The organism is Candidatus Phyllobacterium onerii (assembly GCF_028331445.1).
Classification (GTDB): Bacteria; Pseudomonadota; Alphaproteobacteria; order Rhizobiales; family Rhizobiaceae; genus Phyllobacterium; species Phyllobacterium onerii.
Genome location: NZ_JAQMHX010000002.1, coordinates 344,156 through 369,672, shown reverse-complemented (window position 1 = coordinate 369,672; position 25,517 = coordinate 344,156). Strand labels below are relative to the sequence as shown.

26 protein-coding genes and 6 pseudogenes are annotated in these 25,517 nt (G+C 57.4%); 18 read left to right on the top strand and 14 right to left on the bottom strand.

The features are described from left to right. Nucleotides 1-346: 346 nt before the first annotated feature. Both PHA01_RS07435 and PHA01_RS07430 read left to right on the top strand, forming a co-directional pair. Nucleotides 347-1,738: a sensor histidine kinase gene (locus PHA01_RS07435; RefSeq protein WP_271894290.1), complete on the top strand. Its 1,392-nt coding sequence runs from the start codon at nucleotides 347-349 to the stop codon at nucleotides 1,736-1,738. Then, a complete protein-coding gene (locus PHA01_RS07430) occupies nucleotides 1,738-2,391 on the top strand; it encodes a response regulator (RefSeq protein WP_271894289.1) in 654 nt (217 codons plus the stop codon). Before PHA01_RS07435 ends, PHA01_RS07430 begins: the two co-directional genes overlap by 1 nt. A gap of 82 nt (nucleotides 2,392-2,473) precedes the next feature. On the opposite strand, the gene PHA01_RS07425 is transcribed toward PHA01_RS07430, so the two are convergent. After that, a complete protein-coding gene (locus PHA01_RS07425; protein ID WP_271894442.1) occupies nucleotides 2,474-2,704 on the bottom strand; it encodes a hypothetical protein in 231 nt (76 codons plus the stop codon). On the opposite strand from PHA01_RS07425, the pseudogene PHA01_RS29230 reads away from it, so the two are divergent. Next, nucleotides 2,594-3,148 (top strand): annotated as a pseudogene (locus PHA01_RS29230) (sugar transferase); the annotation flags it as partial. The gene PHA01_RS07425 and the pseudogene PHA01_RS29230 overlap by 111 nt on opposite strands. A 138-nt stretch (nucleotides 3,149-3,286) precedes the next feature. Further along, nucleotides 3,287-4,033, top strand: a complete 747-nt coding sequence (locus PHA01_RS07410) for a hypothetical protein (protein ID WP_271894286.1) — start codon at nucleotides 3,287-3,289, stop codon at nucleotides 4,031-4,033. A 248-nt stretch (nucleotides 4,034-4,281) separates the two neighbouring features. On the opposite strand, the gene PHA01_RS07405 is transcribed toward PHA01_RS07410, so the two are convergent. Beyond that, nucleotides 4,282-4,569 (bottom strand): DUF1236 domain-containing protein, encoded by a 288-nt coding sequence (locus PHA01_RS07405; protein ID WP_271894285.1) that lies wholly within the window; start codon nucleotides 4,567-4,569, stop codon nucleotides 4,282-4,284. 319 nt (nucleotides 4,570-4,888) lie between these two features. On the opposite strand from PHA01_RS07405, the gene PHA01_RS07400 reads away from it, so the two are divergent. Further along, on the top strand, nucleotides 4,889-5,284 hold the full coding sequence (locus PHA01_RS07400) for a DUF1236 domain-containing protein (protein ID WP_271894284.1): 396 nt from the start codon (nucleotides 4,889-4,891) through the stop codon (nucleotides 5,282-5,284). Nucleotides 5,285-5,377: 93 nt separating this feature from the next. Further along, on the top strand, nucleotides 5,378-5,674 hold the full coding sequence (locus PHA01_RS07395) for a DUF1236 domain-containing protein (protein WP_417020922.1): 297 nt from the start codon (nucleotides 5,378-5,380) through the stop codon (nucleotides 5,672-5,674). A 398-nt stretch (nucleotides 5,675-6,072) separates the two neighbouring features. Here PHA01_RS07395 and PHA01_RS07390 read toward each other — a convergent pair whose 3' ends face one another. The 5 genes and pseudogenes from PHA01_RS07390 to PHA01_RS07370 form a co-directional block, all read right to left on the bottom strand. Continuing rightward, nucleotides 6,073-6,504 (bottom strand): thymidylate synthase family protein, encoded by a 432-nt coding sequence (locus PHA01_RS07390; protein ID WP_271894283.1) that lies wholly within the window; start codon nucleotides 6,502-6,504, stop codon nucleotides 6,073-6,075. Between the two features lie 116 nt (nucleotides 6,505-6,620). Then, nucleotides 6,621-6,740 (bottom strand): annotated as a pseudogene (locus tag PHA01_RS07385) (DUF6494 family protein); the annotation flags it as partial. A 44-nt stretch (nucleotides 6,741-6,784) separates the two neighbouring features. After that, nucleotides 6,785-7,027 (bottom strand): hypothetical protein, encoded by a 243-nt coding sequence (locus tag PHA01_RS07380; protein WP_224515232.1) that lies wholly within the window; start codon nucleotides 7,025-7,027, stop codon nucleotides 6,785-6,787. Between the two features lie 55 nt (nucleotides 7,028-7,082). Beyond that, nucleotides 7,083-7,418 carry a hypothetical protein gene (locus PHA01_RS07375; RefSeq protein ID WP_271894282.1) on the bottom strand — a complete coding sequence of 112 codons (336 nt, stop codon included), beginning with the start codon at nucleotides 7,416-7,418 and terminating at the stop codon, nucleotides 7,083-7,085. Between the two features lie 98 nt (nucleotides 7,419-7,516). Next, a pseudogene (locus PHA01_RS07370) lies at nucleotides 7,517-7,666 on the bottom strand (hypothetical protein); the annotation flags it as partial. A gap of 163 nt (nucleotides 7,667-7,829) precedes the next feature. Here PHA01_RS07370 and PHA01_RS29370 point away from each other — a divergent pair. Next, a complete protein-coding gene (locus PHA01_RS29370) occupies nucleotides 7,830-8,132 on the top strand; it encodes a DUF982 domain-containing protein (protein WP_417020921.1) in 303 nt (100 codons plus the stop codon). Between the two features lie 103 nt (nucleotides 8,133-8,235). Here PHA01_RS29370 and PHA01_RS07365 read toward each other — a convergent pair whose 3' ends face one another. The 3 genes and pseudogenes from PHA01_RS07365 to PHA01_RS07355 form a co-directional block, all read right to left on the bottom strand. Continuing rightward, nucleotides 8,236-9,213, bottom strand: coding sequence for a L,D-transpeptidase family protein (locus PHA01_RS07365; protein ID WP_271894281.1), 978 nt, complete (start codon nucleotides 9,211-9,213; stop codon nucleotides 8,236-8,238). A 172-nt stretch (nucleotides 9,214-9,385) separates the two neighbouring features. Continuing rightward, a pseudogene (locus PHA01_RS07360) lies at nucleotides 9,386-9,593 on the bottom strand (hypothetical protein); the annotation flags it as partial. Nucleotides 9,594-9,795: 202 nt separating this feature from the next. After that, nucleotides 9,796-10,221 carry an NUDIX hydrolase gene (locus PHA01_RS07355; protein ID WP_271894280.1) on the bottom strand — a complete coding sequence of 142 codons (426 nt, stop codon included), beginning with the start codon at nucleotides 10,219-10,221 and terminating at the stop codon, nucleotides 9,796-9,798. Between the two features lie 259 nt (nucleotides 10,222-10,480). Between PHA01_RS07355 and PHA01_RS07350 the strand changes: the two genes are divergently transcribed. Continuing rightward, a complete protein-coding gene (locus PHA01_RS07350) occupies nucleotides 10,481-11,125 on the top strand; it encodes a DUF47 domain-containing protein (RefSeq protein WP_271894439.1) in 645 nt (214 codons plus the stop codon). Continuing rightward, nucleotides 11,125-12,129, top strand: coding sequence for an inorganic phosphate transporter (locus PHA01_RS07345; protein WP_271894279.1), 1,005 nt, complete (start codon nucleotides 11,125-11,127; stop codon nucleotides 12,127-12,129). The genes PHA01_RS07350 and PHA01_RS07345 overlap by 1 nt, the downstream gene beginning before the upstream one ends. A 44-nt stretch (nucleotides 12,130-12,173) precedes the next feature. On the opposite strand, the pseudogene PHA01_RS07340 reads toward PHA01_RS07345, so the two are convergent. Then, nucleotides 12,174-12,365, bottom strand: a pseudogene (locus tag PHA01_RS07340) (PIN domain-containing protein); the annotation flags it as partial. Nucleotides 12,366-13,068: 703 nt separating this feature from the next. On the opposite strand from PHA01_RS07340, the gene PHA01_RS07330 reads away from it, so the two are divergent. Then, on the top strand, nucleotides 13,069-13,683 hold the full coding sequence (locus PHA01_RS07330) for a type IV toxin-antitoxin system AbiEi family antitoxin domain-containing protein (RefSeq protein ID WP_271894278.1): 615 nt from the start codon (nucleotides 13,069-13,071) through the stop codon (nucleotides 13,681-13,683). Next, nucleotides 13,680-14,592 (top strand): annotated as a pseudogene (locus PHA01_RS29365) (nucleotidyl transferase AbiEii/AbiGii toxin family protein). The gene PHA01_RS07330 and the pseudogene PHA01_RS29365 overlap by 4 nt, the downstream one beginning before the upstream one ends. A gap of 579 nt (nucleotides 14,593-15,171) precedes the next feature. Here the strand turns inward: PHA01_RS29365 and PHA01_RS07315 are convergent. Next, nucleotides 15,172-15,603, bottom strand: a complete 432-nt coding sequence (locus tag PHA01_RS07315) for a hypothetical protein (RefSeq protein ID WP_224515218.1) — start codon at nucleotides 15,601-15,603, stop codon at nucleotides 15,172-15,174. A gap of 98 nt (nucleotides 15,604-15,701) precedes the next feature. Here PHA01_RS07315 and PHA01_RS07310 point away from each other — a divergent pair, with 98 nt between their 5' ends. The 5 genes from PHA01_RS07310 (at nucleotide 15,702) to PHA01_RS07290 (ending at nucleotide 20,495) form a co-directional block, all read left to right on the top strand. Beyond that, on the top strand, nucleotides 15,702-16,220 hold the full coding sequence (locus PHA01_RS07310) for an aminotransferase-like domain-containing protein (protein WP_271894274.1): 519 nt from the start codon (nucleotides 15,702-15,704) through the stop codon (nucleotides 16,218-16,220). A gap of 573 nt (nucleotides 16,221-16,793) precedes the next feature. After that, nucleotides 16,794-17,711 carry a DUF3991 and toprim domain-containing protein gene (locus PHA01_RS07305; RefSeq protein WP_271894435.1) on the top strand — a complete coding sequence of 306 codons (918 nt, stop codon included), beginning with the start codon at nucleotides 16,794-16,796 and terminating at the stop codon, nucleotides 17,709-17,711. Between the two features lie 77 nt (nucleotides 17,712-17,788). Beyond that, nucleotides 17,789-18,052 (top strand): hypothetical protein, encoded by a 264-nt coding sequence (locus PHA01_RS07300; protein ID WP_271894273.1) that lies wholly within the window; start codon nucleotides 17,789-17,791, stop codon nucleotides 18,050-18,052. Between the two features lie 612 nt (nucleotides 18,053-18,664). Next, the gene (locus PHA01_RS07295; RefSeq protein ID WP_271894272.1) at nucleotides 18,665-19,246 is read left to right on the top strand and encodes a hypothetical protein; all 582 of its coding nucleotides are present in this window, start codon (nucleotides 18,665-18,667) and stop codon (nucleotides 19,244-19,246) included. Nucleotides 19,247-19,541: 295 nt separating this feature from the next. Then, nucleotides 19,542-20,495 (top strand): ArdC family protein, encoded by a 954-nt coding sequence (locus PHA01_RS07290; RefSeq protein ID WP_271894270.1) that lies wholly within the window; start codon nucleotides 19,542-19,544, stop codon nucleotides 20,493-20,495. A 235-nt stretch (nucleotides 20,496-20,730) separates the two neighbouring features. On the opposite strand, the gene PHA01_RS07285 is transcribed toward PHA01_RS07290, so the two are convergent. Further along, nucleotides 20,731-21,168 (bottom strand): hypothetical protein, encoded by a 438-nt coding sequence (locus tag PHA01_RS07285; RefSeq protein ID WP_271894269.1) that lies wholly within the window; start codon nucleotides 21,166-21,168, stop codon nucleotides 20,731-20,733. A gap of 118 nt (nucleotides 21,169-21,286) precedes the next feature. On the opposite strand from PHA01_RS07285, the gene PHA01_RS07280 reads away from it, so the two are divergent. Further along, nucleotides 21,287-21,412 (top strand): hypothetical protein, encoded by a 126-nt coding sequence (locus PHA01_RS07280; protein WP_271894268.1) that lies wholly within the window; start codon nucleotides 21,287-21,289, stop codon nucleotides 21,410-21,412. Nucleotides 21,413-21,972: 560 nt separating this feature from the next. Here PHA01_RS07280 and PHA01_RS29360 read toward each other — a convergent pair. Next, nucleotides 21,973-22,272 carry a helix-turn-helix domain-containing protein gene (locus tag PHA01_RS29360; protein ID WP_417020933.1) on the bottom strand — a complete coding sequence of 100 codons (300 nt, stop codon included), beginning with the start codon at nucleotides 22,270-22,272 and terminating at the stop codon, nucleotides 21,973-21,975. A 392-nt stretch (nucleotides 22,273-22,664) separates the two neighbouring features. Between PHA01_RS29360 and PHA01_RS07275 the strand changes: the two genes are divergently transcribed. Further along, a complete protein-coding gene (locus PHA01_RS07275; RefSeq protein ID WP_271894266.1) occupies nucleotides 22,665-25,433 on the top strand; it encodes an autotransporter family protein in 2,769 nt (922 codons plus the stop codon). Nucleotides 25,434-25,517: the final 84 nt, after the last annotated feature.

Here is a 25,517-nt window from a genome sequence, read left to right as displayed (position 1 = left end):
AGACCAAGGTCTGACGACGGCGTGGCATAAGTCGTATCCGCTCTGCGACGGGACGGCGTGCGCCTCGATGAGATGCGGTTCATCACTGTCACGGGCTGACGGAAATATAGAATTTGTTCGGACCGTCATCAGGCCGATCATATCGGGCCGCATGGCCTCCCGGAAGGAACCATAATCGCAATCGGCCGTTCCAACACGAGTCAAGCCGAACGGATAGGACCATGCATGCATCGGTAGTGTGGTGTCCACAGGATGTTCGGATGTCGCCTCGATCAAATGGCCAAGCGCGACACCATCCTGCTGTGCCGAGACAGCCCATTCATAGGCCGAACGTCTGTATGTTCCCATGAACGTACTGGCGCGCTGGAATTCCCAGTCTCTTGCAAGGCAATTTTTGTTGATTGGAGGGCTGGTCTCAATGGGCGCCATGATTCTGGTCGGCGCTTTTGTGGTCGGCCTGATTGAAACGACCGTTACGCGTAATTCCGCTGCAGCCACCGCTTTATATGTGGACAGCGTGATCGCGCCCATCCTTCCCGACATGCAAACCAACCAGATACTGGACGATACCGTTACCCATGCGCTGGATGAAACGCTGGGACAGGGGGCATTGGGAAGCAGGCTCATATCCTTCAGACTTTGGCGAAGTGATGGGCTGATTCTTTATTCGAATGACAAAAGGCTCATGGGAAAGCGTTTCGTCGTCAACGACGATCTAAAAACAGCATTTGCCGGCAGGATGGTGGCCAATTTCAACCAAATTGACGACGTGGAAAGCGAAGCTGAGCGGGCGAGCGGCAAGCCGCTTTTGGAGATTTATAATCCGGTCCTGCAACCTTGGTCGGGAAAAGTGGTCGCCGTATCGGAATTTTATGAGATAGCTGACGAATTTCAGCACAGCCTGGACGAGGCACGTTTGCGCAGCTGGCTTGCCGTGGCGCTTTTTACGATGGCTTTTTTTCTGGTCTTGTCAGCTATTGTGTTTCGCGGGAGCAGGACAATCGACCACCAACGCCGGGACCTAACGCAGCGGGTCAGGGAACTTTCCGATCTACTTGCACAAAACAAAACGCTACATACCCGTGTTCAACGCGCTTCTCAACGCGCCGCAGCGTTGAATGAAAGCTATCTCCGGCGGATAGGGGCCGATCTGCACGATGGGCCCGCGCAACTCATGGCCTTTGCCGCGCTTCGCTTAGACAGCGATATCCTGATTGATCCGGCCGTGCCGGGTAATACGCGTGAGCGCGAAGTCATGGCGATCAAGGACAGTGTTGAAGAGGCGATGCGTGAAATCAGAAATATTTGCAATGGTCTTGTGTTGCCGCATATCGAAGCCGCTGATTTGCCGGAAATCTTGCAATGGGCCGTCAAGGCGCATGAGTTTCAAACTGGGTCGCGTGTTGAGTTATCGATGTCGAGCGCGCCATTGCAGCTTGAACCTCCGGCAAAAATTTGTATTTACCGCTTCGTCCAGGAAGCGTTGAACAACGCATTCCGTCATGGCGGAGGCATCAATCAACGGGTTACGGAAACTTTGCGGGACGAGTGCGTTATAATTGATGTCGCGGACAGCGGGCCTGGATTCGATCCTAAGGCTGTTAGCCGTGCCAACATTGGACTTGCTGGTCTCAGGGACCGGGTCGAAAGCCTTGGGGGCCGTTTCACCATAGAGACTTCGGGCCGTGGCACCCAGGTGCGAATGTCGCTGAACATCAACATAATGGAGCAAGCGTGATGGCAGTACGCGTGGCGGTGATCGACGACCATCCGTTATTCAGAGAGGGTGTCAAGCGTAGCCTAGGCGAAATCAATGATTTTCAGATTGTTGGCGAAGGCTGCACCAGAGAGGACGCAATCCGCATATCTCAGGAGCAAACTCCAGATGTTATTTTGATGGACATCTCCATGCCGGGAGGAGGTCTGGAAGCAATCTCCCCGATTCTCGATGCCGTTCCCGGCCAGAAGATCGTTATGCTGACGGTCTCAGAGACAAGCGACCATGTAACCACGGCTTTGAATAGCGGCGCGAAAGGTTATGTCCTCAAAGGTGTTGGCTCCCGAGCGCTAGCGGACATAATCCGCACTGTGGCAGCTGGCGAGGGATATGTTTCTCCGGCCCTATCGGCCCGGTTGCTGTCGGACATGTCGTCGATGTCCAGCCTGTCCAGCAAAACTGATCCTATCGGCGAACTCACTCGTCGCGAGTATGAGGTCTTGAATCTTGTCGCGGCGGGACTAAGCAACAAACGGATCGCGCTCAAACTTGATCTTCATGAAAAGACTGTGAAACATCATATGGGGCGCATTCTTGCGAAATTAAACGTGACAAACCGGACACAAGCCGCCATGGCATTGCGCGACGCAGGTTACGAAAACCAACTTATGTGAGCGATGTCGGATCGATCATTCCAAAGTGCAGGAAACAGAGATGAGCTGTGGTAAGCAACGAGGTTATCGAATCGAACAACATTCAGCGGGCGACCGATTGCAATCTTGACTGATCCGATGATGTCGCCGTGCGGTTGATGATTGTGCGGCCTTTGGCATCCTTCATCATATAGCGTCCGCCTACGTTGCTGTTACCAGCATCATCCTCCTCCTCAGCCCGCTGTTTATACTGCTCTGTCTGGTTAAGTTGTCGGATGGTGGACCTGTTTTCTATGGTCATCGCCGCATCGGGCGCGGCGGGAATGCGTTCTATTGCCTCAAATTTCGTACCATGGTTACAGACGGTGATGCCGTCCTTGAAGCCCATTTCGCTGCAAATCCGCAGGCACACGCAGAATGGGTGGCGATGCGAAAGCTGCAGGTCGATCCACGCGTCACCACTGTCGGCATCGTGTTGCGGAAATTGAGCCTCGTCGAATGACCTCAGCTGGTTAAATTCTTCGCGGCGAGATGAGTCTGGTTGGGCCGCGTCCCTTAGTGAAGGATGAGATCGAGCTCTATGGTTCCGCCGCAACATACTATTTCAAATCGCGCCCGGGCCTGACTGGTGTGTGGCAGATCAGCGGGCGCAATGACGTCAATTATGACGAACGGATTGCTTTCGATAAGCACTACGTTGAAAACTGGTCTTTTCCGAAGGATATCAATTATTCTCAAGACCATTCCCGCTATATGCGCGTCTCGCGGATCGTACTGAAGCGGTTCGGTAGATTGCTTTCCTGAGAACAAGAGGACTGCCGGGCAACTGGGACACATACAAATCAAGCAGGAATGCGCCAAAGATCAACATCGAGGCGCGCGCCATGAGATTGACAGATTTATGACAGTTTTATGAATGCCGGACGAATTTGAGAACGAACCAATGATGAGCCGAGAGAATAAAGCGTTTGTCGCTGTGCTGGGCGCAATCGTATTCCTGTTGTTCATGCTAGGCCTGTCTGCACCGAATTTGCTAGTCGAGGACGGGCTCGTGGAAGACTTGAGCGCTGCGGGTTTTGCGGTCGCCGCGCTACTCGCGCTGAATACAGGTTTTCTCAAGAATGTCTCCTTGACCTTCACTGACAGGTGCCTCTTGATCGGAACAGGCGTGCTATCTTTGGTACTCTTCCTCAGTGAGATCAGCTTCGGGGCCCGCATCTTTCATGTCCAGATGCCGAAGATGAAAGGTGGCGGAGAGTTCGACGGCGGGCACGATATTGTCATTCTTGTCTTTCGTACGATCAGAGACGCGGGTTCCGCGGGCATCTTAGTTGCGATGATCGGTGTGGTATTACTCCTGGCCGTTGCGGTCGCGCTTCTGTTGCGGTTTCGACGGGAGGCAGAGGCGATGGTGCGGTACATCCTTGCAAGAACGTTCGAGTTCCGCCTGCTACTGGCGATTTGCATGCTTGCGAGCGCCGTGATCCTCGATCTCATACCTTCGTACAAAGCGGCGACCCTGGAAGAAATTTTGGAATTTTCCGCAAGCGGCGTTTTGATTTTGGCCGTTGCCGGGCTTCGCTGGCGGAAAGGTCCAAGCCTAGTTCGACGGGATGTCAGAACCAAGAATACGATTCGGCAGCACTGGCCTCGGCAGCTCTAACCGGTGGAACTGCCGCTTCAGGTCGGATGAGTTTTTCACACAATAAGAGGCGGCCGGGCAGGATATGATGTCCGGCCCGCCGTCTGAAGTTAAAGGCGGGATTTATAAGTCCGTGAGGCGCCGCTCCCCGCTCAAATGGCGCGTCTTGTTAATTTGGGTTGGCCACCCCCTCTCTGGAGATCATGCGGCCCAGCCACGGCTGATAGTAGAGATCAGCCACGTCGCCAGAACACTGTCTGACGGCCAACTCACTTCGACATGTAAACAACTTTGCGGTCTTTCATCGTCACGATAACCGGTTGTTTGTCCACGTAGATGTAGCCGTAGTCCGGACTGTCGGGGATCGGCACTACTTTCACGTCGGCTGGTACTGCAGTGCCAACCGCAATATCACCCTCGACGAGCACCGGATCGGTCGGATGAGCGATGACGTAATCGCGCGCCGGCTGCGGAACTTCAATGACGACAGAGTCCTGCGCGAGGACGCTTCCCGAGGCTGCCAGCACCATGGTGATGGCAAGCAAAATCCGTTTCATGAGGACTCTCCCTTGTGGAAATCGTTCCCTTCGGCTGCCACAACTTGTGGCCTTGAGCTTTGTTCCACCGGCGGCCCTTTGCCAAAGGATTTCAGACCTTTGCCGTGTATGCATCAGACTTTCGACCGATCCTGAAATCGGACTGAAGCCCAAGTTCGGAACGGCGCGCCTGCGATGACGTTTGCCCTTCAGCTTTGCCGTCCACGCAGGACGAGCCAAGGGCAACGGACAGCAAAGCCGGACAAAGACGATGTTGTCTTTTCTCCCGTGTACACCCGGGAGATCCCGCCTTGGCTCTGAGTGTTGAAAGGAAATGGTTATGTACAAGGAACTGATCGTAGCCGGGGCACTGGTGCTTGGTTTTGCAACCGCTGCCCCTGCGCAGGAAGGCACCGTTAACGGCGCTGCCGGTGGCGCGGTGACTGGAGCAATCGTTGGCGGCCCCGTAGGCGCTGCTGTCGGCGGCGTTGCCGGTGCAGTTGTTGGCACCGTGCTCGCTCCGCCGCCGAGGAGAGTCGTTTCATATGTAGAACAGCAGCCGATCCCGGAAGACGAAGTCGTCGTCCGCGAGAAAGTCGTGGTTGGCAGGCCACTGCCGGAGACAGTCAGGGTGATGCGTGTCCCGGATAATCCGAAATACGCCTACGCCGTGGTCAACCATCAACGTGTGATCGTCGATCCTTCCAACAGGACCGTGGTTCGCGTTGTGCATTAGCAAAGGGTAAGTGGAAGAGCGTCCAGGCGTTCTTCCACTTTCGTTAAACTAGAAGGCACAGCCAAGACCAGTAAGCCAGCGTCTGGCGATGATATGGCCAAGTCCTCGAGCCAGACTTCGAACGAAACGACAGGTAGCGTCAATGTGACGGCCGAGCAGAAGACGAAGATCAAGCAGGTCATAACCGAAACGAAAGCTGAACCGGTTCGCGACGTGAACTTTGAAGTGAACGTTGGCGTGGCCGTTCCGCGAACCGTCGAGCTGCAGCCGCTGCCGCGCATTGTTAAGCTTGTCCCCAGATATGAAGGCTATCGCTATTTTCTGCTGGTCGACGGCAGGATCGTTATTGTCGACCCAGACTCGCTGGAAATCGTTCTTGTTATCGCGTGATAGCAACAAGGTAACTTCAGCCTGGGACGGCCGTGCGCTGTCCCGCCTCGGAATATGCGCGGAATGCAAAGCTCCATCATCGGCAGCGAGCGGAGAGTGGTCGAACAGGTCGAGGCCGTCACTTGAGAACGCATAGCCGAAGCTGCGAAGAGGGCCCCAGAACCGCCTTGCGCCGCGGTTGGCCAGGACCAAGCCAGCTACAGTAGTTCATCAACTTGAGCTCGTCGACCATAGCTCATCAGACGCAAAATCGAGTGTTCCCTGGAAAAGCCGACAATCATTGGGCAGTATGGTCGACTATCCGTTGGGACCAAAAACATGCCAGCTGGTGACACGTCGCCGGTTGTCCGGTTCATAGAGAGATAGGCGATAAGCCCGGATCGATACGAGCCCGGCCTTCAGTGGTTGTGGTGATTTCTGGCAACTTCGCCGCCCCCCGTAAGCCATCTTGCATCGAACCAGCGGTCCGCCGGCCCGTCATAGGGCAGCCGCGTGACATCCCAGTGGCTGACGAAGCGTGCGTAGGCGTCCCAAACCGGTGGGCCGCCGCCGATGAAGACGACACGGCCAGCAAAGCGCCGGAGCGTGTCCTCGGGATCCATGCTGGAGCGAACGACGACAAGTTCCCGATCCGCCCGGGCAAAATCCGGAACGCTCGCGATCGTCTTGGGGCCGGCGAGCAGGACGTGTCCTCTCGTGACGTCGAAAAACCGTGCAACGTCAGCGACGAACTCCGGCGACCGCTCGCCTTCCCATGGAAGGCCGCCTTTGAGGCCGAGCTGTCCCGCTTGGCCGATGGCACAGACAACCCTAACCACAGCCTTCTTCATGAGAACTCCATCCCTAGCTGGTCTGATGGATCTGTTGCAACGTTCCGGTTACCCGAGGCATGGAGCGGCTTGCCTTCAGCTTTATCGCGTCGACTTGCTTGGTTGCTTCGCCAAGCTTACGCAAGTTCGATCTCGCCGTCCACCACGTGGGTGAGGCCTGTGCCTTCCGCCGTCAGCGTCATGCGGACCTTCAGCTTCTTGCCGCTGATCTGCCTTTCGCGCACCGTCTCCTCGATCGACAACGATAAGGCGCGCGAGATGGGCTTGGGCGTCAGCCAATTCAGACATCCTTTTTCTTCATCAATTTCGACAACTGGGTTTTTATCGCAAGCGCGATATCGCCACGCCGCGCCAAGGACAGGTTGTCGGCAATCTCGATTATGGCGGACAGTATCTCGTCCCTGTGCCAGCCTACGTCGGACGCTTGGCCGACCAGTTCGATCAGTTTGTCCTCAATCGCCAACTGGCATGCATCAAAGCGCTCGGGATGATTTCTGGAAAAATGTGGTCTCGGTATTGGCATGATACCTTTCTCCTCAAAGGATATCTCATTCATCGGACATCACCTCTGCAGCGTTTCAGCCGGATCGCTCCTTCTCAGTGAGCTCTGTTGGAAACTCAATGGGTGCCAGACCCTGCATGACACGAAGCTTGTTCGCAGTCGTGACGGACAGGTTGGTCCATATGTCGGCTATCGTCTCGGCCGCTTGGATAAGGTCGTCGTCGATGTCGTGCTGTTCCATTTCCTCAATGATACGATCAAAGGTCTGGGCGCCTTGCTCGACCACACGGTAAAGCCTGGCCGCCTGCGCAGCGCTCAAATCGGCGATCGCAAGTGTCTGGGTAACATCGTCTGCGATCTGCTTGGCGAAGTCTGCCTGCTCCTGCAGCGTCAAAATCCAATCGATGGCCATGATCTCTCCTAAAACAAATTCGCAGAGGCGGTGCGGGCCGTCAATCCGCCTGTGCACCGTTAGGATTGTCGCAAACGTCGAACTGAGGCACTACAAACCGAGCCGCATAGGGGAGAACCATTCGATCCACTGGCGAGAAGCGGACTGGACGCGGCCGCTTCAGCCGCTGCTGTCGCTCTGCCAGCACCTGAGCTCTGCCCGGTACCCATCATGGCGCGGCCCATGTCGGCAAAATCCGGATTGATTAGCCTTCGCGGCCATCGGCGCAGGGAGTTTGCGCCGACTATGCCCGCCACCGGTACCCTTGTGAAACTATTGATCGATCATGAATTAAGATTAGTTTCAATATTCTGACGCGAGTCCTGATGCTGTAATTGACATAATTTTGCGGTCATCGTTTAACTGCCCAGCATGAAGGATCGCCCGTTCCACATTACTGTGACCATCGAGCCTAGACTGGGAAAGTTTCGCTATGTCAGATCTGCAAGCGAGGCAAACAGGGTATTATTGCAAGAGTGGAACGGCCCGAGAGGCCCGAAATATTTCGCGGCACTTGTCGCTGTCAAAGATAGTCTTGCAGAAAAGAAACCACCATCGCATGCCAGACGAGCGTTCATCGCGGCTGCGATTGAGGCGCGGATACTCGCGGACCATGTCGTTACACCGGTTGCAGACGCGCGCCTGACATTCGCTTTCCGTTCGGCCGCCGAATAGTCAGCTGATCCAAGATGCCGTCTTTGGCAAACGGTGACCAACCCCGATTGCCTCACACGCGCAGGATGAGAACACGACATCCCATCTACGGCAGGCGATACCTTCAGTTGACGAACCGGATAACGATGCCCGGCTTCACCATTCCAGCTAGCTCTTCGGCATCCCAGTTTGTCAGACGAACGCAGCCATGCGACCCGACTTTATCGATAAGTTCGGGATCAGGCGTTCCATGAATGCCGTAGGTAGGCTCGGTGAGATCGATCCAGACAGTTCCGACCGGTCCATTGGGGCCCTTGGGGATGGTGAGGACCTTGTTGTTCTTGCCTTGCTTAAAGTTGACCTTTGGATTGTACCTAAAGACGGGCATGCGTGCGACGCCCTTCACCCGGTGCGTTCCCCCTGGAGAAGGATTGTCCTCGCTGCCAACTGTCGCGGGATACGCCGCTAAAATGACATCGCGATTATCGTAAGCCGTGACCTGCCCAGCCGTCTTGTCGGCTTCGATGCGGGCCACATTTCCTTGGCGCGCGGGACCGGGTTTTGCTACCTGGACTGTCTCGCCAGGGACGAAATCCGAACCTGGATTAAGCGCAGTCAGCAAGTCGATATGCATGTGGAAACGCTCTGAAAGCCTTTCGGCGACGCGGGTGTAGCCCAAGCTGGGCATCTTCGCCTTTTCACCATAGTCTGCGGGAATATGGTCCACGAGGCCTTTCGCGTCGTCCGCCGTGACCGTGTACGTGCCGATAATCGGGCCACCCGTCTCCAGCCTGCTGATGACATCAGGGTCGATTGTGCCGTCCGGGGGCATCCCCGTCATCTTTTCGAAACTGGCCACCGCCTTGGTAACATTCTTTCCATAAATGCCGTCGATCACGCCCGGCGAGGAACCCGCGCGGTCGAGGAGAACCTGGAGGCGGACGATCGCAGGATCGGGATCCGCTGATGGTTTGGAGCCCCGCTCCGTCGGGATGGTGGACAGGGATGCAGAATTGATCGTGTCGGCTTTGACCTCTGCGGCTTCAGCGGCAATGACGGAAACGAGCAGAAAGAACGTGGACATTCCAACAATTGTTCTCATGTTGGCTCAAATGGAGTAGCGATGGAGATGTTCCGAAAATAATTGTTCTTCTGTGTGAGCGTGTGATCAAGGTCGCTTTTCTGTGAGGCTTTTGATTGCGGTATTTCGAGATGCCGATAGTCGATGCGGTGATCCGCGGAGTTGGATCCAGATTATCGATCTCATTAGGACCATCTTCCCTGTAGTAATGAAGACGAGAGTGATGCGACGGCATAGCCAGCGGACTTGCAGCGGTTCCTCGTAGCGTGATGTGCGTCGACAGCTTCAACGCCGCAGAGTTCACAGGCGTGTCTTTCCAACGGTCCAGCTTCCAGCGCTTTTTGCACCGCCAAACTTCCATCCTATGTTTTGGGGTTCGCGCGACGCCAGTCTGCCTGCCTTTGTCACTTTCGATCGTTATGATGAGGCCCTGTCACGTGCTTTGCGTTTGGCAATGAATGCAAAATAGAATATCAGACCCGTTGGCAAGGCATGCTGCCAAGTTCATGACAAATGCCCTCTTATCGGCGTTTTCAAGAGACCAGTTATGATTGTATCGATTTCGAGCAGTGCCGGTAGGAAATACCAGCGTCTTAAACGATTTCAACTGGAGTTCACCGATATTTCCGAAAACCCTTGGACCTCCTTGATAAACGAAATGAGAGCTCGATCGCTGACCATGACTGCCGCCCGGTCCGGATGTACCCATATTCTCGTGCGCTCGCCTTGCTCGGGCCATTGCCACAATTGCTCGCAGACGGCCAAGGTATAGACTGAAACCATGATCTGGATAGACATTCTGGAAAGCTCTTTCCAGTAGAGGTATTGTCCAATCGGATGTTTCGAGACCGTGCCAAGAACGCCTGCCTCTTCCTTGGCCTCCTTTGCGGCGGCCTCGGCGTCGCTCCGCCCTTTCATTCGCCATCCTTTGGGAATGATATAGCGTTTGGTACGTCGGGTTGTAATCAGAAGAATTTCAACCTGTCCATCGTCCCCGATACGGTAGGGTAGGGCGGCAACCTGTGGCATGACCCCTTTCTTCCCCGGGCTTTGGATATTACGCTGTCCTCTTCTGCGCGACATCTCGTTCTCTGATTTTGATTACCAATGGCCGGAAGCCTACCGCCGACGAAAGGTCATTGTCGGCGGATTCTACTTATCCGTCTAACCAATTTCGCGGCTTCTGGTTCCGAATTTGCCTTGGTCCTGGTTGAAGTGGCGGGCTGATCCAGCTATGACGGAACACGCCGCCGCGGATCGGAAGGTCGCCAATGGGAACGTGCCCGCCATGCTAAAATGGTTTCGCGCTTTATTGCCACGGGAGGACCGTTTCTTTGATCTTTTTGCCCAGCATTCGCGCGTTGTTGTTGAGGCAGCCAAAGCCCTCAAAGCACTTCTCGGCGGTGACGGCGAGATTGAACATCACTGCAATCGCATCATCAAACTTGAAAATGAAGCCGATGAAATCACGCGCGAAGTGTTGCTTGCCGTGCGGCGCAGTTTCATTACTCCCTTTGACCGCGGCGATATCAGCGACTTGATTCAGTCGTTGGACGATGCCATCGATACGATGCACAAGACGGTCAAGACTATCCAGCTTTTCGAGCAAACAAGCTTTGATCCTCGCATGCGTGAAATGGGCGTGCTCATCGTAGAAGCCGCGGAATTGATCGCAGAAGCAATTCCGCTTCTCAACCGCCTGGGAACGCATTCGGGCCGGCTGAGCGCCATTGCTGAAGAAGTCGTGCGCGTCGAAGGCCGCGCCGATGATCTGCACGATGAGGGGCTGAAAGACTTGTTCCATCGCTATGGCAAATCCGATGCCATGGCCTACCTCATCGGCAGCGAGATTTACGGTGAACTGGAAAAGGTTGTCGACCGCTTTGAGGACGTCGCGGATGAAATCAGCGGCATCGTGATCGAGAACGTTTGATGGATACAGCGCTCAGCTTTCCCCTGCTGGCGGGTCTGATTGCGGTTGCGTTGTTCTTTGATTTTCTCAACGGGCTGCACGATGCGGCCAATTCGATCGCGACCATCGTGTCCACGCGGGTGCTCCGTCCGCAATATGCTGTGCTGTGGGCGGCCTTCTTCAATTTCATCGCCTTCCTGTTCTTCGGCCTGCACGTTGCCGAAACATTGGGGACCGGAATTATCGACCCGACCATCGTTACACCCCGGCTGATCTTTGCCGCTCTCATGGGCGCGATAGTCTGGAACATCGTCACATGGATATTCGGGATTCCGTCGAGTTCGTCGCACGCACTTGTCGGCGGTCTGGTCGGTGCGGGCCTGGTCAGGACAGGTTTTGACGCTATCGTATGGACCGGACTGCTGAAAACAGTTGGCGCAATCTTCATGTCACCGATGATCGGTTTCTTCCTGGCACTTTTGCTTGTGCTGATTGTCTCCTGGATTTTTGTTCGCCAGACACCATTCGCCGTCGACCACACATTTCGCGGTCTGCAATTTATCTCCGCCTCACTTTATTCGCTCGGGCATGGCGGCAATGACGCGCAGAAGACCATGGGCATCATTGCGGTGCTGCTGTTCTCGCAGGGGTATCTTGGGACAGAGTTCAGTGTCCCATTCTGGGTCGTCATTGCATGTCAGTCGGCGATGGCGCTTGGCACACTTTTCGGCGGCTGGCGGATCGTGCATACAATGGGATCAAAAATTACCAGGCTCAATCCAATGCAGGGCTTCTGTGCCGAAACCGGGGGTGCAATCACGCTGTTCGCAGCGACATGGCTCGGTATTCCGGTATCAACAACCCATACGATCACCGGGGCGATCATCGGCGTTGGAGCAGCCCGGCGCGTTTCAGCTGTCCGCTGGGGACTGGCGGGCAACATCGTCATCGCCTGGCTGGTCACCATGCCGGCAGCGGCATTTATTGCAGCGCTGTTTTATGTTGTTGCCGGGCTCGGTCTGTAAACCTTGAGCGGTATGACAGCGGCACGAGATGACGTAACGCGTGGGAACCACTTTTCAAGCGCGCGCCGCCGTTTGCCGGCGGGCTTTTCAAGCACGCCTCGGCGGATTTCCGCAATGGTGAGCGACGAGATGCAGAGATCTTTGTCGGCCTGTTTCGCCGGCCAGTCCAACAGCGCTTCTGACGGAGTTGGCCAGGTAACGTTGCTGATGATATTTGTGTCGAGCAGGAACCGCATCACATCTTGACTTTGCACCCCTCATCCAGGGTACGAGTCAATTCGAGCTCGGCGCCGACAAGCGGGAAGCGCGGAGCAGCAAGAATGCCAACCTCACGAGAGGTTCGCCAGAGATCGACCTGCTGACGGTTGCGCGTAGCTCTGAGGCTTCGGAGTAAGGAGGAAATTGCTCTCTCTGCCCTTTGCATCTCCATCCGCCGCGATGACTAAGACCGTGTCACCGAAGTAAGTTGAGGCGGCACACGGTTAACGTCGTGGCGCAGGAAACGGGCTTTGCGGACCGCGAACGCATGCGCTGCGCGTTCCTGCGGACCTTCGGCCTGCCCGCTATTGCGACGGAACGCGCAACGGGAGGCGGGGGCGGCTTCTGACTTCGAGTCTGGCTAAGGTTTTCTGTCACGATTGGCATCTGCAGAGCGCATTTTTTGGGTAAACCGCCCACAACCCACTAAGCAACGAGCCTGGGAATTGACCGTTCGACTAATCGCAGGAGTCGGATGTTGCGAGCCCTCGCAACCACACCTTTTCGCGATATGCTAACCTGGAGGGCAAGGTGCTCAAATTCGCCCTGATTCGAAAAATGTTCGGCAGAATTTCAAATGGATAGTCGTCGCTGGGCGGATTCCTGCCTTCATCTATCTGACCCTTCTGTTACAAATCCTTGTATATTGCAAATTAACATCGAGGGTTTATAACATCCATTATGATTGCTCAAACCCACCGAGATCGCGCCCTGAAGGTCGCACGGCGACAAGGAATCGCGCGGGGCAGCGATTTCGATGCCGCCGGCGTGCCGCGCGTCTACCTGCAAAGGCTGCGCGACGAGGGTATTCTCCAGCAGGTCGGTCGTGGTCTCTATAAACTGGCGAATGCGGAGGTCGCCAGTGCCACCAGCTTGGCTGAAGCCGCACGCATAAAGCCAAAAGGGGTCATCGGCCTGCTGTCGGCGCTGCAATTCCACAACCTCACGACCCAGACGCCGCATGCCGTCTGGATGCTGCTCGGGCCAAGGGACTGGGCGCCGTCCAATCCATCGGTCACGCTAAAGATCGTCCGCGCCAGCGGTGAGGCGCTGACGGCCGGCATAGAGATTCATCAGGTCGACGGCGTGCCCGTTCCGATCACCTCGCCAGCGAAAACCGTCGCCGACTGCTTCAAGCACCGCAACAAGATCGGTCTTGATGTTGCGATCGAGGCACTGCGGGACCTCATCAAATCGCGAAAGGGGCGGGCAGGGCTGAACGAGCTTTGGCGTTACGCTGAGATCGATCGTGTCCAGACCGTGATGCGTCCCTACATCGAGGCCATGGTTTCATGAAGGCGCCTAAGAATATTGGCGTCTCTGTACGCGATCGGCTGACTCAGCATGCTCGCGAACGTCGCGAGAACGCCCAGTTGCTGATGACGCGTTATGCCATCGAGCGTGTGCTTTATCGTCTGAGTGTTTCGCCGTACCGGGATCACTTCGTCCTCAAGGGCGCGATGTTGTTCAGCCTATGGGCGCCTGTGCCCTACCGTGCTACCGGCGACCTCGATCTCCTCGGCTTTGGCGAGAACGCTCCTGTTGCCATCACCGCTGTATTTGCGGAAATCCTTGCCACAAAGGTTGAAGATGACGGGGTAATCTTTCGGCCGGACACGCTGCGTGCCGCCCCGGCGCGTGAGCAAGACGAATATGCCGGCGTGCGGTTGGACTTCGTTGCGGAACTTGTTTGGCGCGCGCCTTGCCATGCTTGTCGACATTGGATACGGCGATGCGATCACGCCGGGCCCGGTCGATATGGAATATCCTTCGCTTCTGGGGCAGCCGGCACCGCATCTTAAAGCCTATCCACCTGAAACTGTTGTGGCGGAGAAGTTCCAAGCCATGGTGGCGCTGGACATGCTCAATTCGCGCATGAAGGATTTTTTCGATCTCTGGGCCATTGCGGGTGCCTTCGCCTTTGAAGGAGAGGTTCTGGCGCGGGCGATCCAGACGACCTTCGAGCGCCGCGAGACGCGGCTTCCCACCGAAACGCCACTGGCGCTGACGGCGGGCTTCGCCGACGCCAAGCAAGTCCAATGGGCGGCGTTTCTGAAGCGAACCGAGATCGCCCTCGTGCCGCAGCCCCTTCCGGAAATTCAGGCGCGCATCGCCGAACTTGTGATGCCACCCTCGATCGCAGCGGCTAAGTCTATGCCTTTCAATACGCAGTGGGTAGGCGGTGGTCCCTGGATTGGCGCATAGGGTTGCACATGGAACTCTGCCGAGGCCCGATGGCATCGCTTTTCTACGTGCGATATGGTTTGATGACGGTATTTTTAGAGGCAGATTCGGGCGCGTCGCCGGACGCCGGGAGGTGCAAAAATCGTCCGATTGATCCCTATAGGTGCTGAAATCCCAGAAAAATTTTGCGCCGATTTTCCCTTTGAAATCAAAAGCATAGCATTTTAACAGGCCCGGCGTCGGAATTTTCTCGCCGCCAGAAAGTATTTGCGAGCGATTTCAATTGGTTATACGCTGTTTAAACCATAGAGTGTAGGGAAATCGGCGGCAATAGCGCAATTCGGCGAGGTTATCGCCCTCCGCTACTGTGCCCCGCGAGTTGTCTTTGATCGTGTCCGGCACTCCTTCTAAACAACTTCAAAACTGAAACGCGGTTAACGTTGCAAGTAAAGCGCTTTCAATACGGCGTAGGGCTCGAGCCTATCACAGCGTGCAAATAGACGGGTCTGCTCGCGCCTTCAGTCGATGACGTGGCGAGATTTCTTACGTTCATAGTTACACTCAGATCATTCAACGCAATTGTGCGAGCCGTCGTTGTTTTTATCCAACCAACATACTGCGCAAGCGAGCGAACATGCGCTGTCTCGCGATAAGTTTGCGCAGATAGTGGGCTGCTGTCGCAGCGCTCACGCTGGCGCCGAAATGGCAGTAACAGATAACTTTGTGTAACTGATTGTCGGTCAGTTGGAAGAACCGCATTGCTTCGCCGTAACTGTCATTTTCCAAACCGGCTGCGCGAAGGAGGGTATCTTCGAAAGCAACCGAGATTGGTGAGCTGTCGGCCCGCATGGCCCCGCGCGCTCTTATCGGCTGGTTCTCGGTCTGGTGCAGCGTCGCGAGACGCCGAGTGGGATTCTGTTCAAGGAGTTCAGCCCAGCGTTCAAGTCGCTCGCTGCGCGACATGACGTGGCGCGGGTAGTCCTGACCGACCTCGGCGATGACTTGCAATTGCTCGAGTGCATGGTGTTTCATTTTGGCCTCCTGTCGATGATGCGACATCAACCAACTGTGATGAAAAATGTTCCGGCTTCGCGCGGTGGACGATGAAATAATTCGGAGCGAAAAAACAGGTGACACAATCCATATGCCGCCCAAAGAACGACGCTGCCGACGAGGAAGGCCGGGTCATCCACATCGGGAGTTTGTCCAAGTCCGTAGCGCCCGGGTTGCGGATCGGCTTTGTCATCGCATCTCCCGTAGTTATCCGGGAGCTCCGATCGATACGGCTGGTGCGCCGCCATCCACCCGGCAATATTCAACGTGCGTTGACGATGTTTATCGACCGGGGATATTACCACTCGTACATTCGCAAGGTGGCGATGACGAGCGCTACCCGTGCAGAGGTCTTCAAACAATCATTCGAGAAGCTGTTTCCCGGCGCGGTGCTGAATCATTGCGACGGGGCCGCTTCATTCTGGGCCCGGTTTGAAGAAGACGTCGATAGCGGGTTCGCCATGTTGGAGCCCTTCGAGCGAGGCGAAACCACGCTTGAAGAGTATGTCGGCGGGCTTGTCGCCAAGTCCCGCGGCTCGCACACTCGGCAAACAGCGACTGGCTGGTCGCAGAAGCCGGGAAAGCCACCGACTTGAGCAAGCAACGCGTTTTCCTGCCCTAGAACGTTACCGCATGCGGTCTCCAATGGGGAAGCAAAGCTTGCGCAATGCTCATCGGCTTAAGACAAACAGACCTTGCGAGGTGTGCCCGCTTTCCTCGCTGACTTGCTCCGCGATCTGTGAAATAGGCTGCTTTCCGCCGCTGGGGAAAACGTGCATTGTAAGCCTTGGCGTTGGATGCGCGATCCTCGCAGGGATAACGATCGTTGGCCTTCCAACCCGAACTGTTGGGTCCGGTCCCGCCTTTCAGATCCGGCGAAGAGTTCAGCATCCTTCCGAACCACGAACGCGACGATGAAGACGATCTGAAGATCGTCCACGGCCGGCTCATTGAGCCGGCATTTCCTTTTCGGGTGCCGCTTGCGAGCGGCAGGCGGCAAGGGAAGCTTCGCCGCGGCTGGCGCGGCCGGTTGGCACAATGCAGATCTGCAGCTTGTCAGCCGCCCCCTTGCCGCCTTTGCTCTTCGCGGGCCGCCGGAAACGGTGCCGCAAACTGCGGGAAGAGAAGAGTTAGTAAAGAAAGGCGGACGCGCGAGCGCCGGTAGAAGCATGGAGAGACAAGAACTGGAAGAACTGCGCGAGCGCGTCTCGTGCGCCGTTATGCTGGAGCAGGCCGACTTTGCTGTCGATGTGCGAGAGAGCACCCGCAAGGCGGTGAAGTACCGGCGCGGGGCGGACATCATTATCGTCATTCATGGGGGGAGGGGTTGGTTCGATCCGCTGTCGGACGCGAAAGGCGACGTCTTCCGTCTTGCCGAACATCTCGACGGGGTGTCCTTCGTGACAGCGCTTGACCGTGTCGCCTCGCTAGTGGGTTTCATATCCAAAGAGCCTGTCTGGAGCAGCCCGCCTCGCGGTTCAGCGCCCACCGGTTCCATGCCGCAACGATGGGATAATCGGCGCAAGCCATCAAGGGGATCGATGACGTGGCGCTATCTGCACGTCGAACGATGCCTGCCCGAGGCCATCATCCGCGAAGCCATCCGTCGTAATATGCTGCGGGCAGGCCCATACGGTAGCATGTGGGCGGCGCACCGCGATGATGAAGGTGTGCTCACCGGTTGGGAGGAGCGCGGTCCCGCCTGGCGTGGCTTCTCGAGCGGGGGTTCGAAGGTGCTGTTCCGGCTTGGCTCCCTCGACGCACTTCGTCTGTGTGTCACGGAAGCTGCGATCGACGCAATGAGCCTCGCCGCCTTGGAAGGGTTGCGGGAGGGTAGTCTTTATCTCAGCACCGGCGGGGGATGGTCGCCGAAAACGGAAGCGGCGGTTCGCGTGCTCGCCGCGCGTCCCTGCGCCCGGATCGTCGCCGCCACCGATGCCAACAGCCAGGGAGAGGCGTTTGCCACTCGTCTGCGCGACATCGCCGATGAAGCCGGCTGCGACTGGTTGCGGCTCGCGCCATGGGCTGATGATTGGAATGAAGCGTTGTGCGTTACGGAAAAACCATGCTGTTGGGCACCAGGCTGATTATGCAATCGATCGGTCGTCGGCGGTGATGCCGCGCGTTGGCGCCAAAATGCAGACAACTCGCCGAGATTGAGAAAGTGACGGCAGCCGATGTCGATGGCGCTGGTGGCGCCGAGACGAACGCCGATGACACCGCGCCGGAGACGATGGGTCCTATAGCGGATGGGTTGCCCGCATCGCCGGCGACGCCATCGGCGCTGACCAGTTCCTGCCCAACATGGCGCGCGAGGCGTTTCTCTCATGCCTGCCGCGCCCTGCGCTCAAAGCCGTGGCGTAAACTGCCGCATCAAGCTCAAGGACATCCGCTCGGCGGCAGGCGATCCGGCGAACAACGGCGCTAGCTGTTCGACGAGGCGCTCTACGATATCGGCGCGTTCGGTTTCCGACGAGGCCCGTGACCGCCAAATATACGGGGCCATCGAGCTTCATTGACTGGGCCGAGCCGTGAAATGCGGCGTCAAACCGGAAAGACCGCTCGGCACGCCTGGACCGCCCATGCATTGCGGCGGCGATCGGCAAGAGCAGGAAGCGCATTTGTGCAGGACGAGCCGGCCGAACCGCACTGACCTCTCGACCTGCGCGTAAGGCTCGACCGCGGACCGCCGCGCGCCGCGACAGACATGACCGATGCCGTCCGGTGACGGGCAAAGACGTCAAGCAACTTCCGGCTCAAGTCCTCGGGTTTGCTGCGGTCTGAACCGGACAAGCGGTCTGGTCAAAGGCCGCGTGCCGCGCCGCGCAGCGGCAGGATCGACGCGGGCTTCGCAAGGCGTGGCCGCGTTTGCTGCAGACCGCGAAGCGGTCCGCATCCTCCGCAGCCCCACCCCCGCTCGATCGCATCGCCCTGACCTTGGGCCAGGCCGCTTGCCCGGTTCGTGTCGACCGCACCCGAGCGACAGTGCCGGACGACGGCAGACCCGGGCTTTGCTCAACCACGCACAAGGACATCGATCATGACATTGCTCAACCGCTCCTCCGGGGCCCGCCCAGCCGCACAACGCGCCACCACCCTCGAAATGGTCCGCCTCGCGTGCCCCAACGCGCCCCAGGCAAGCCGCATCTGCGAAAGCTTCGGCCTTGCCATCGTCGACAGCGACGGCATCCGCGAGCTTCACCGCAACCAGCTCATCGGCAGCGCCGAAGCGCTGAAGGAGGGTCTTGCCGAAAAGGCCATGCAGATCCACATGCAGCGCATCGTCGGCGCCTTCGTCGGCTCCGCCTACGGCGCCGGGCAATTCTACAGCCGCGCGGTCACCGAGGCGCGTGACCTGACCATGAAGCTCTGCAACGATGATCGCAGCGAAGATGTCGACGGCCCGGTCGGCTTCGACAGCCGCGCCCAGCGCAAGCGCGAATTCGCCGCCGATATGGGCCTGCAGGCCCACGTGCTGCGCATGGCTGCCGAAGGCGCCGTAGCAGCCTACGAGGACATCACCGGCGAGGCCTGGAAGCCCTATGAACGCGCCGGCTCGGCGGCAGCGGCTCCGTCGATCGGCCAGAAGGCCGCGTCGCTGCAGATGTCGGCCTTCGATTGAACCGAAGGGGCGACAATCCCTTCCTTCATCCTGATGAAGCCGGCGCGTTTTAAGCGCCGGCTCTCCTTGTGTTGAAAGCCATGCGCCGATCACGGTTCGTCCCGGTGAGCGGTCTAGCGTCGCCGGAGATGGACGGTCGCAACGGCCAGGCCGTCCTCCTCTTCGTTTCGGCCCGTCCGCCAAGATTCCAACATTCAATCGTGTCTTTCAGCGGGTGCGCCGCCTCCGGCCGCCGCTTCAACGACCGCCGTGACGAACCGCGATCGGCGCGGTTTGCACGAGTGAGGACAGGACGATGAAGAAGGAAAAAACAACCAGCGAGCAGCGCGTCAACGTCTATACGCGCATCACCGATAGGATAATTGCGGCATTGGACGAGCGCGTGCGGCCGTGGGTGCAGCCCTGGAACAGCCGACATCTTGCCGGTCGCGTGGTCCGGCCATTACGCCACAATGGCGAGCCGTATTCGGGCATCAATGTGCTGCTTCTTTGGTCTGAAGCGATGGCACGCGGCTATGCCTCTTCGAGGTGGATGACGTTTCGTCAGGCGCAGGAACTCGGAGCCTGCGTCAGAAGGGGCGAGACAGGCTCGATGGTGGTCGTCTATGCCAACCGCATCAGCAAAACCGAGACCGATGGGGCGGGAAATGAGATCGAGCGCGATATCCCTTTCTTGAAAGCTTACAGCGTTTTCAACGTTGAACAGATCGAGGGTCTCGGTGACCGATACGCAGACGTGCCTGACGGTGGAATTGCCCAACGGATCGACAGGATCGCACATGCGGATGTCTTCTTTGCGAAGACCGGAGCAACTGTCCGTCACGGCGGCGACAGGGCTTATTATGCGCCGGGCCCGGATATTATCCAGATGCCGCCGATTGAAACCTTCCAAGACAGCGAGCGCTATTATGCAACGCTGGCGCACGAAAGCGTGCATTGGGCCGGAGCGAGCCACCGGCTGAACCGCGATCTGTCCAGATATGCAAAAGATCGCACGGAGCGCGCTCGCGAAGAACTGATTGCCGAATTGGGCGCGGCGTTCCTCGCCGCCGATCTCGGTATGGTGCCGGAACTGGAGCCGCGCCCCGACCATGCAAGCTATCTCGCGTCGTGGCTCTCAGTGCTGAAGAATGACAAGCGCTTCATCGTCCAGGCCGCGGCTCAGGCACAGCGATCTGTGACTTTTCTTCATGATCTCCAGACCGTGCCACGACGGGATGCGGCCCAGCGATCTCCGTCATCTGGATAAAGAAAGATCACATCCTGACATCCCCCGAATTGTGGATGACAGCCAGTCAAGGGCCGATGGAAAGGCACGCGTCCCTATGTAGGCGACGCCCCGTAGTCTTATTCATTGCGAAATCGTAGAAAAGCGCCATGACAGACAAGAGGGCGATCGACGATGAGACGATAACGGCAATTTTCCGGATCCCCTTCCTCTGACGCGCTCTACGCCATTCCCGTCATATCATGGTGTTCAACGTTCAACCGCCAACAGTTTCGCCCGTGTCGGTCAGCGGTCGTTCGGCAATCGTTATCCACCAATAATGAAATTCATTCTTCTTATTGTCGTTCCATGCACACCATCTGTCTTGAGCGGGTTCCTCCTCATAATGGTCGAAACCAGTAATGAAGCTTTCGATGGCAGCGACACATTCTTCACGCGTAGCGTAGATCGGCAGCAGAGGTTCATCCCACAGGATGTCCCCAAATGTCGTTTGAACCCCATGCTTGATCCTGAGCATCGTCGAAGCCCTGCCGTGTTTATAAAAATGAGGCTCAACGGTACCATACCAAGGGCTGGTATTTCCGTCGAGCCTCCGTCCGGTGGGCACCAGACTGGGGTATTTAAATCCAAACAAACGGGGTCGGGCAAGGACTTTACCACCGGGTCCATGAAATTTGTTGCTGATATCGTGCAACAGCGCCTCTGCCTCCTTCGGGAGCAGTTTATTGTGGTGTAAATCGGCGCGTTGACGATCGCGGCTCCGTGTTCAAGGGCGGTCGCGTTTTCGACCGACAAATGAACGGGAGGCGCCTATGGTTACGAAACTTGCAGAGTTAAAATTGTCGAAGGGGCTTCTCATCGAGCTCACCCAATGCGGTTATGAAACCGCGGAAGATTTAGCCGATAAGCCAGCCGCAGAGGCGCTTTGCATCCCTTAAATGCGTGGTGCCCACTTTCGCAAGGCTGCGCCCGCTTTCGGCCGCCATCTGCGCAAATGGAATGAACATCCATCGGCATTGGCCTTACAGCAGCACTCATACAGCCCGCCGCCGGGCGAGGTCCCGACCTGCCTAAAACCCCAAACGAAAGGTAGGCCGAGTGAGGCCCGACGCGGGGTTCACTGGGGGGTGGTTCGCCGGGCCTCTTGCCGGAGCTCTGGAGCCGACCAGGATCAAACCAGCTCGGTCGGCGGACCATTCCGGTATCAAGTCTTTTGGCTTAGGTGAGGCCCGACGCTCTCCTTGGGCTCGGATGACAGACGCCGGGACCTCTGTCGAGCTGTGGCTAAGTTCGACGCCACTACAACGCACGAATATAGCCTCGTTCTGCCGGAAAGACGATGACATCTGTCAAAATAGCGAAATGAGTGGCCCGACCGACCGGAACGCAAAATACCGGCGGCCAAGCCTGTCAGGTCTGACCGGCAGATCGAACCTTTTCAGCCTGCGTGAAAAAGAACCCGAATGCTTTGAGGGTGTCGCGACTAAGCCGCAGTTTTTCAGAAAGATGGCAACAAAAAGGAAACAAGCAAGCGTCTCGTGGACAAACGCCGAACCGCGCTGCGCAAGGCGTGGATGACCGGGCAGAGAAGGTCGCACGCTTTGTCGAAAATTTGGATCAAGAAAGTCCATAGGATGACGCGCGGAACCCCACAAATTCCCACGAGAGTTGAAACTGCGATTCTGTTTTTGCCCTGTTCGTACTTTTGAACGTGGGCGTGTGAAAGGCCCATGGCCGTTCCAAACTTCTCCTGTGACATTTCGACTTGAAGCCGCAGTTCCCTAAGCTTGGCCCCCATTTCGATTTCTGTTGTTCTGGAGTGATAGACTGGCAAGCTTATGTCTCTCCGACGGTCTCTCTGCGCGTTTCCATGCGCTGTTTTCATCAGGAATTGAAGCGGAATTGCAGATCGGTCGAATCGCTTCGACCTGGTTTTGACTTCCCATGGGTTGCAGGAAGTTCGCAGAGCCCGAGGGGGGCGTCAATCGCGCTTCTTTTCGCCGCGTCGAGCGTTTTGCCATGCTGCAGAACGGAGTATGAACGCTTACTCCAATTTTACTGTTGCTGCACTGCAACAAAAGAAGAAACAATTAATCACACTATTCTGTTATCTCAACCGAAGGTTGCGTATGCATTCGAATCGCGTGTAGTGCTTTTGGACTATTTTGGGGCAGATCACGCGGGGCGATCATGAGCGGGAACGCTTTGAGTACTCTATTCATCGGTAAGAAGAAACTGCTCCTTGGAGCCTGCTCGGCAACACTGGCGATTGCAAGTTGCATATCTCCAGCCTCTGCGGGCAACTACACAGCCGGTAACCAGGGAGCGCTCGATGGAGCCATTGCCGCGGCGAACGCCGATCCAGATCCCATTGCAACAATCCGACTGACCGGCAATTTGTCGGTTAATAGCACAGCTCTGACTAATCCCACCAGGCCCATCACCATCGACACCCAGGGTTTCACACTTTCCGGTCTAAGCGCTACGGGTTTAGCTAGTGCCAGCGGGTGGTCTGTGAGCGGCGGTGTTGGAGGAATGTTTACGCTGGTCGGCAACTTCAAGGGCGGCAACGCGGAAGGGGGCTCCGGGGGGCATGCCTTGAACATACGACTGGGTGGATCAGTGACCAACAACGGCGTGGTAGAGGGAGGGACCAGCCTCGGTGGTGCTGGAGGACCGGGCGTCCTTCTCGGTGGGCCGGGCGCACCAACCACGTTGGTCAACAATGGAGTGATCCGCGGCGGGACAGGAGCTCTCGGCGGTGGGCTCGGACTCCGGGTTAGCGCTGGGGTGAATCCAATTGTCAACAACGGTACGATTGAAGGCGGAGTGGGGGCCCAAGCGATCCGGACGAATGTGGCGACCGTCAGTCTCAATCTCACCAACAGCGGCACGATCCGGTCAGGTGCTGGCCAGGCGAATGCGATCGAGCTCACGGCGGGCGTGACTACGGGCATCATCAATCTGGAGCTGCAAGCAGGCTCGGTGATCGAAGGCAATGTCGTCGCCAATGCCACGTCGGCGGGCGACATCTTCCGCCTCGGTGGTACCAGCAACGACGTCTTCGACGTTTCCGCCATCGGCCCGCAGTACCAGAACTTCGACACTTTCGAGAAGACCGGCACCAGCACCTGGGCGCTCACCGGCACCGGTACAGCGACGACGAACTGGAATATCCAGGATGGCACCCTGCAGCTCGGCAATGGCGGCACTAGCGGCAGTGTCATCGGTAATCTCACCACCTCCAGTGCCGGCACGCTCGCCTTCAAGCGCTCAGATACATTCAGCTTCGACAATCTTGTTCTGGGCACTGGCGCGATCAGCCAGATCGGTACCGGCACGACGATCATGACCGCCGACAATTCCGCCTTCGCAGGCAGCACCACGATCAAGGTGGGCACGCTGTCGGTGAACGGCATCCTTGGCGGGACGGTGAATGTTCAGACCGGCGGACGGCTGCAAGGCACTGGCGAGGTCGGCACGACGACGAGCGACGGTACGATTGCGCCCGGCAACTCGATCGGCACCCTCACGATCGATGGCAACTACACCGGCAATGGCGGCACGCTGGTTATCGAGTCCGAGCTTGGCGGCGATGCCTCGCCCAGCGACCGGCTCGTCCTCACCGGCGATACCGCAGGCACGACCAACGTCAAAGTAGTCAATGTTGGTGGGACCGGCGCGCAGACAGTCGAGGGCATCAAGATCGTCGACGTGGGCGGCGCTTCCAACGGCGCCTTTTCGTTGCTAGGTGACTATGTGATCGCCGGGCAACAGGCTGTGGTGGCAGGTGCCTATGGCTATACGCTGAACAAGAATGGGGTGAGCACCCCTGGCGATGGCGACTGGTATCTGCGTTCCCAATTGGCACCGACCAGTTCGCCTACACCTCCGACCACGCCACCGCCAGCTGCTGGTCCGATCTACCAGCCGGGGGCGCCGCTTTACGAGGCCTACGCCCAGACCCTGCAGGTGCTCAACGGCGTTGGCTCGATGCAGCAGCGCATCGGCAACCGCTATTGGGCGGGCGCTGGCAGCGCAGTGATTGCCGAAGGTGATGGACCGGGAACGCCCGAGGCTTCACCTTTGCCTTCCGAAGGTGGCACGGCCACCATTGATGCGGGGGCCATATGGGCACGCATCGATGGCGCGCATTCGCGGGTCGATCCTGACCGCTCGACCACGCAGGCAGACTATGATTACAACACGTGGAGGTTGCAGTCCGGACTCGACGGCAAGCTGTACGAAAACCAGTCCGGCACACTGATGGGCGGCGTGACGTTCCAGTATGGCGAGATTTCAACCGACGTTTCCTCCCTGTTCGGCAAGGGTTCCATTGACACCGACGGCTACGGTTTTGGCGGCACGCTGACCTGGCTTGCCCAGAACGGCTTCTATGTCGACGGGCAGACGCAACTCAACTGGTACGACAGCGATATTACCTCCGACACGCTCGGCCGCAGCCTGACCGACGGCAATGACGGTTTCGGCTACACGTTGAGCCTTGAAACCGGCAAGCGGATCGTCGTCGACGAGAACTGGTCGATCACGCCGCAAGTGCAGCTGGCCTATTCCAATATCGATTTTGACGACTTCACCGATCCCATCGGCGCGGACGTTTCGCTGAACAAGAGCGACAGCCTGAAGGGTCGCCTTGGCGTCTCCGCCGACTATCAGAATGCATGGCAGGACAGTTCGGGCAGGATGGCACGCAGCAATGTCTACGGGCTCGCCAACCTCTATCACGAATTCCTCGATGGTTCGGAGGTTGACCTTGCCGGCGTCAATTTCGCCAATGAAAGCGATCGCACCTGGGGCGGCGTCGGTGCTGGCGGGTCATACAGCTGGGCCGATGATAAATACGCGCTCTATGGCGAGGTGTCCCTGAATACCAGCCTCAGCGACTTTGCCGACAGCTACAGCGTCAATGGCACGACGGGCTTCAAGGTGAAGTTCTGATCAAGGTACCCACACTTGGCGGTGGACTTTCGACCACTGCCAATCGTGGGTAAAGGTTTGTGATGTCGAGTCGATAAAATAATG

Bases quoted from the DNA above. Each gene is read 5' to 3' on its own strand.
- PHA01_RS07435 (WP_271894290.1), top strand. From the start codon at position 347: ATGAACGTACTGGCGCGCTGGAATTCCCAGTCTCTTGCAAGGCAATTT.
- PHA01_RS07430 (WP_271894289.1), top strand. From the start codon at position 1,738: ATGGCAGTACGCGTGGCGGTGATCGACGACCATCCGTTATTCAGAGAG.
- PHA01_RS07410 (WP_271894286.1), top strand. From the start codon at position 3,287: ATGCCGGACGAATTTGAGAACGAACCAATGATGAGCCGAGAGAATAAA.
- PHA01_RS07405 (WP_271894285.1), bottom strand. From the start codon at position 4,569: ATGAAACGGATTTTGCTTGCCATCACCATGGTGCTGGCAGCCTCGGGA.
- PHA01_RS07400 (WP_271894284.1), top strand. From the start codon at position 4,889: ATGTACAAGGAACTGATCGTAGCCGGGGCACTGGTGCTTGGTTTTGCA.
- PHA01_RS07395 (WP_417020922.1), top strand. From the start codon at position 5,378: ATGGCCAAGTCCTCGAGCCAGACTTCGAACGAAACGACAGGTAGCGTC.
- PHA01_RS07390 (WP_271894283.1), bottom strand. From the start codon at position 6,504: ATGAAGAAGGCTGTGGTTAGGGTTGTCTGTGCCATCGGCCAAGCGGGA.
- PHA01_RS07380 (WP_224515232.1), bottom strand. From the start codon at position 7,027: ATGCCAATACCGAGACCACATTTTTCCAGAAATCATCCCGAGCGCTTT.
- PHA01_RS07375 (WP_271894282.1), bottom strand. From the start codon at position 7,418: ATGGCCATCGATTGGATTTTGACGCTGCAGGAGCAGGCAGACTTCGCC.
- PHA01_RS29370 (WP_417020921.1), top strand. From the start codon at position 7,830: ATGAAGGATCGCCCGTTCCACATTACTGTGACCATCGAGCCTAGACTG.
- PHA01_RS07365 (WP_271894281.1), bottom strand. From the start codon at position 9,213: ATGAGAACAATTGTTGGAATGTCCACGTTCTTTCTGCTCGTTTCCGTC.
- PHA01_RS07355 (WP_271894280.1), bottom strand. From the start codon at position 10,221: ATGCCACAGGTTGCCGCCCTACCCTACCGTATCGGGGACGATGGACAG.
- PHA01_RS07350 (WP_271894439.1), top strand. From the start codon at position 10,481: ATGCTAAAATGGTTTCGCGCTTTATTGCCACGGGAGGACCGTTTCTTT.
- PHA01_RS07345 (WP_271894279.1), top strand. From the start codon at position 11,125: ATGGATACAGCGCTCAGCTTTCCCCTGCTGGCGGGTCTGATTGCGGTT.
- PHA01_RS07330 (WP_271894278.1), top strand. From the start codon at position 13,069: ATGATTGCTCAAACCCACCGAGATCGCGCCCTGAAGGTCGCACGGCGA.
- PHA01_RS07315 (WP_224515218.1), bottom strand. From the start codon at position 15,603: ATGAAACACCATGCACTCGAGCAATTGCAAGTCATCGCCGAGGTCGGT.
- PHA01_RS07305 (WP_271894435.1), top strand. From the start codon at position 16,794: ATGGAGAGACAAGAACTGGAAGAACTGCGCGAGCGCGTCTCGTGCGCC.
- PHA01_RS07295 (WP_271894272.1), top strand. From the start codon at position 18,665: ATGACATTGCTCAACCGCTCCTCCGGGGCCCGCCCAGCCGCACAACGC.
- PHA01_RS07290 (WP_271894270.1), top strand. From the start codon at position 19,542: ATGAAGAAGGAAAAAACAACCAGCGAGCAGCGCGTCAACGTCTATACG.
- PHA01_RS07280 (WP_271894268.1), top strand. From the start codon at position 21,287: ATGGTTACGAAACTTGCAGAGTTAAAATTGTCGAAGGGGCTTCTCATC.
- PHA01_RS29360 (WP_417020933.1), bottom strand. From the start codon at position 22,272: ATGGGGGCCAAGCTTAGGGAACTGCGGCTTCAAGTCGAAATGTCACAG.
- PHA01_RS07275 (WP_271894266.1), top strand. From the start codon at position 22,665: ATGAGCGGGAACGCTTTGAGTACTCTATTCATCGGTAAGAAGAAACTG.